Consider the following 3531-nt stretch of genomic DNA (forward strand, 5'->3'; position numbering starts at 1 on the left):
AGGACGATCAGACGCGGTCCTGACCGCCATTCGCCGCAGCCTTTGCAAAAGGCTCGGCGCTCGCCTTGGCGCACGGGGGTCTGAGTCGCTATATTGATATGGAATTGAGGGGTGGCGACGCGGTCGCCAATGGCCGCTCAGCATAGGAGTTTCGCCTTATGGGCTCGTTCTCGATCTGGCACTGGCTGATCGTTCTGGTGGTGTTCGCCCTTCTGTTTGGCGGTCGCGGCAAGATTTCGTCGGTCATGGGCGACGCCGCCAAGGGCATTCGCGCCTTCCGCGACGGCCTGAAGAACGACGATGTCGAAGACACCAAGCCCGAGGTGGTCAAGACCATCCCGGAGCGGGAAAAGGACGAGGTCCGCAACTGATCGCGACTGGAGTCGGACCCTCCGGCGCCAATACCCGCCCATTGTCGGTCCTGACGCCAGGCGTCGGGCGCCGGCCATATTCTCCTGGTCTGACAAGACCCTAGGCGAGAACGGTCATGCTTCCCGATATCGGCGCAGGAGAGCTCCTGCTCATCGGCATCATCGCCCTGGTGGTGGTGGGTCCCAAGGACCTGCCGATGCTCATGCGGCGGCTGGGCCAGTTCACGGCGCGCCTGCGGGGCATGGCGGCGGAGTTCCGCGCCAGCTTTGACGAGATGGGCCGCCAGTCCGAGCTGGACGATCTGCGCAAGGAGGTCGAGGCCCTGCGCAGCGGAAAGCTGCTCGACGACGAGATGGGCCGCACCGACGCCCAGGCCGTCATGCGTGAAATCGAGACCGGCCTGTCCTCTGGGGATGTGCAGATGCATCCCCCCATGGGCGTAGGGCCCTATGCGGGCAGCCAGTCCCTGAGCGAACCCACGCCAGACGCGGCGGTGGCTGCGACCAAGCCCGAACCCCCGACGCTCAAGACGCCTGCCCCCAGGGAGCCCAAGGCGCCCAAGACCTCAAAGGCGACGAGCGAACCGACCGTCGCAAAGGCCAGCAAACCCAAGTCATCGACGACGGCGTCCGCCAAGCCTCGGGTCAGCCGGGCTAAGCCCGCGGGAGACAAGGCGTGAGCAACATCGAGGACGAAGACGAGCGGGAGATCGAGTCTTCCCGCGCCCCGCTGCTCGACCACTTGGTCGAGCTGCGCAAACGCCTGGTCATCTGCATCGTCGCCTTCGGCGCAGGTTTTGTCCTGTGCTTCGCCTTCGCCGAGCCGATCTATATCTTCCTGCTGCACCCCTTCGAGGTGGCCGCGCGGCTGATGGCCGCCGAAACCGCCGGCGGCGGACACGGCCCCTTCGCCATGATGTCGGCCATGGCCGGCTTCACCGAGGCGCCGGAAGGCGGCGAGCGGCTGCGGCTGGTGTTCACCGCGCCCCTGGAGTTCTTTTTCACCAAGCTGAAGCTGGCGGCCTTTGGCGCGGTGATCGTCACCTTCCCGGTCCTGGCCTGGCAGGTTTACGCCTTCGTGGCGCCGGGGCTCTACAAGCGCGAGCGTCGGGCCTTCCTGCCGTTTCTGGCGGCCGCGCCGGGGCTCTTCCTGCTGGGATCAGCCCTGGTCTACTACATGATCCTGCCCTTCGTTCTCTGGTTCTCCCTGTCCCAGCAGATCATCGGCGACGCGGCGGTGACCGTGGAACTGCTGCCCAAGGTCTCGGACTATCTGACCCTGGTCACGACCCTGTTGCTGGCCTTTGGCCTGTGCTTCCAGCTGCCGGTGGTCCTCACCCTGCTGGCCCTGACCGGCATCGTGAACGCCGAGATGCTGCGGACCGGCCGCCGATACGCCATTCTCGGGGTGTTCATCGTCGCAGCCATCGTCACCCCGCCCGATCCGATCAGCCAGCTCTCCTTGGCGATCCCGATCATCCTGCTCTACGAGATCTCGATCTGGTGCGTCCGGCTGATGGAACGCCGCCGCAAGCGCGAAGATGAGGCCCAGGGCAGCGATGTCATCCCCATCTAGCGGCGTCCTGGCCGGCGCGGGGCTTGGCCCCATGGCCGACGCGCTCTAGAGAAGGCCGCTCACCACAAGAAGACCGCCGGCGCCATGCACGACATCAAGGCCATTCGCGATAATCCCGACCTCTATGAGCAGGCCTGGAGTGCGAAGGGCCGGTCCGGCGTCGCCGCCGAGGCCCTGACCCTGGACGCCGCCCTGCGCGCGGCCCAGACCGCCCTGCAGGAGGCCCAGAGCCGCCGCAACGACCTCTCCAAGCAGATCGGCCAGGCCAAGGGCCGCAAGGACGAGGCTGAGGCCAGCCGTCTGATGGCCGAGGTCGAGACCTTGAAAGGCGTGCTGGAAACCCAAGGGGCGGTGGAGCGCGAGACCGGCGAAGCCCTGCGCGACCTGCTGGCCGGCCTGCCCAACCTGCCGGCGCCCGACGTGCCCCCCGGCGCTGACGAGGACGACAACCAGGAGGTCCGCCGCTGGGGCGACCCCTTCGCCATCGCCTCACCCAAGGACCATGTGGATCTGGGCGAGACCCTGGGCCTGATGGACTTCGAGGCCGCCGCCCGCATGAGCGGCTCGCGCTTCGTCGTGCTGAAGGGCCAGCTCGCCCGGCTGGAACGGGCGCTCGGCCAGTTCATGCTCGACCTCCAGACCCGCGAACATGGCTATCTGGAAGTCTCCCCGCCGCTGCTGGTGCGCGATGAGGCGGTGTTCGGCACCGGCCAGCTGCCCAAGTTCGCCGAGGACCTGTTCCACACCGAGGACGGCCGCTGGCTGATCCCGACCGCTGAGGTCTCCCTGACCAACATCGTGCGTGACCAGATCACGCCCACCGAAGAGCTACCGCTGCGGCTGACGGCGCTGACCCATTGTTTCCGGTCCGAGGCCGGGGCCTCGGGGCGCGACACCCGCGGGATGATCCGCCAGCACCAGTTCCAGAAGGTGGAGCTGGTCTCGATCACCACGCCCGACCAGTCGGACGCCGAGCATGAGCGGATGGTCGGTTGCGCCGAAGCCGTGCTGAAGGCCCTGGAGCTGCCCTTCCGCACCATGCTGCTGTGCACGGGCGACATGGGCTTTTCGGCCCGCAAGACCTATGACCTGGAAGTCTGGATCCCGTCGGAGGGGCGCTATCGCGAGATCAGCTCCTGCTCCAACTGCGGCGATTTCCAGGGTCGCCGGATGAACGCCCGGACCAAGGCCGCCGGCGACAAGGCGACGCGGTTTGTCCACACCTTGAACGGCTCGGGCCTGGCGGTCGGCCGCACCCTGGTGGCCATCCTGGAGAACTACCAGGACGAGAACGGCGCCATCGCCATTCCCCAGGCCCTGCATCCCTATATGGGCGGGCTGACCCGGATCGAGGCCGGCGCATGAGACTTCTGCTGACCAATGACGACGGCATCCATGCCGAGGGCCTCGCGGCCCTGGAGCGGATCGCCCGCCAGCTTTCGGACGACATCTGGATCGTCGCCCCGGAGTACGAGCAGTCCGGCGCGTCGCGGGCCCTGACCCTGTCGGAGCCGGTGCGGGTCCGAACCCTGGATGATCGCCGCTTCGCCGTCACCGGTACGCCCACCGACTGCGTGATGCTGG

At 67.2% G+C, this 3531-nt stretch carries 5 protein-coding genes; all 5 read left to right on the forward strand.

What is annotated here, in order from left to right:
• The first annotated feature begins 158 nt into the window (after positions 1-158).
• A complete protein-coding gene (locus tag Q7V15_RS10925; RefSeq protein WP_304755593.1) occupies positions 159-371 on the forward strand; it encodes a twin-arginine translocase TatA/TatE family subunit in 213 nt (70 codons plus the stop codon).
• Between the two features lie 116 nt (positions 372-487).
• Positions 488-1051 carry a Sec-independent protein translocase protein TatB gene (gene tatB, locus Q7V15_RS10930; protein ID WP_304755594.1) on the forward strand — a complete coding sequence of 188 codons (564 nt, stop codon included), beginning with the start codon at positions 488-490 and terminating at the stop codon, positions 1049-1051.
• A complete protein-coding gene (tatC, locus tag Q7V15_RS10935) occupies positions 1048-1947 on the forward strand; it encodes a twin-arginine translocase subunit TatC (RefSeq protein ID WP_304755595.1) in 900 nt (299 codons plus the stop codon). The genes tatB and tatC overlap by 4 nt, the downstream gene beginning before the upstream one ends.
• An 84-nt stretch (positions 1948-2031) precedes the next feature.
• Positions 2032-3312 carry a serine--tRNA ligase gene (serS, locus tag Q7V15_RS10940; RefSeq protein ID WP_304755596.1) on the forward strand — a complete coding sequence of 427 codons (1281 nt, stop codon included), beginning with the start codon at positions 2032-2034 and terminating at the stop codon, positions 3310-3312.
• Positions 3309-3531 (forward strand): 5'/3'-nucleotidase SurE (locus tag Q7V15_RS10945; RefSeq protein ID WP_304755597.1); only part of this gene is annotated, 223 nt, incomplete at its 3' end. The genes serS and Q7V15_RS10945, both read left to right, overlap by 4 nt.

It is taken from the genome of Phenylobacterium sp. (assembly GCF_030651755.1).
Lineage (GTDB): Bacteria > Pseudomonadota > Alphaproteobacteria > Caulobacterales > Caulobacteraceae > Phenylobacterium.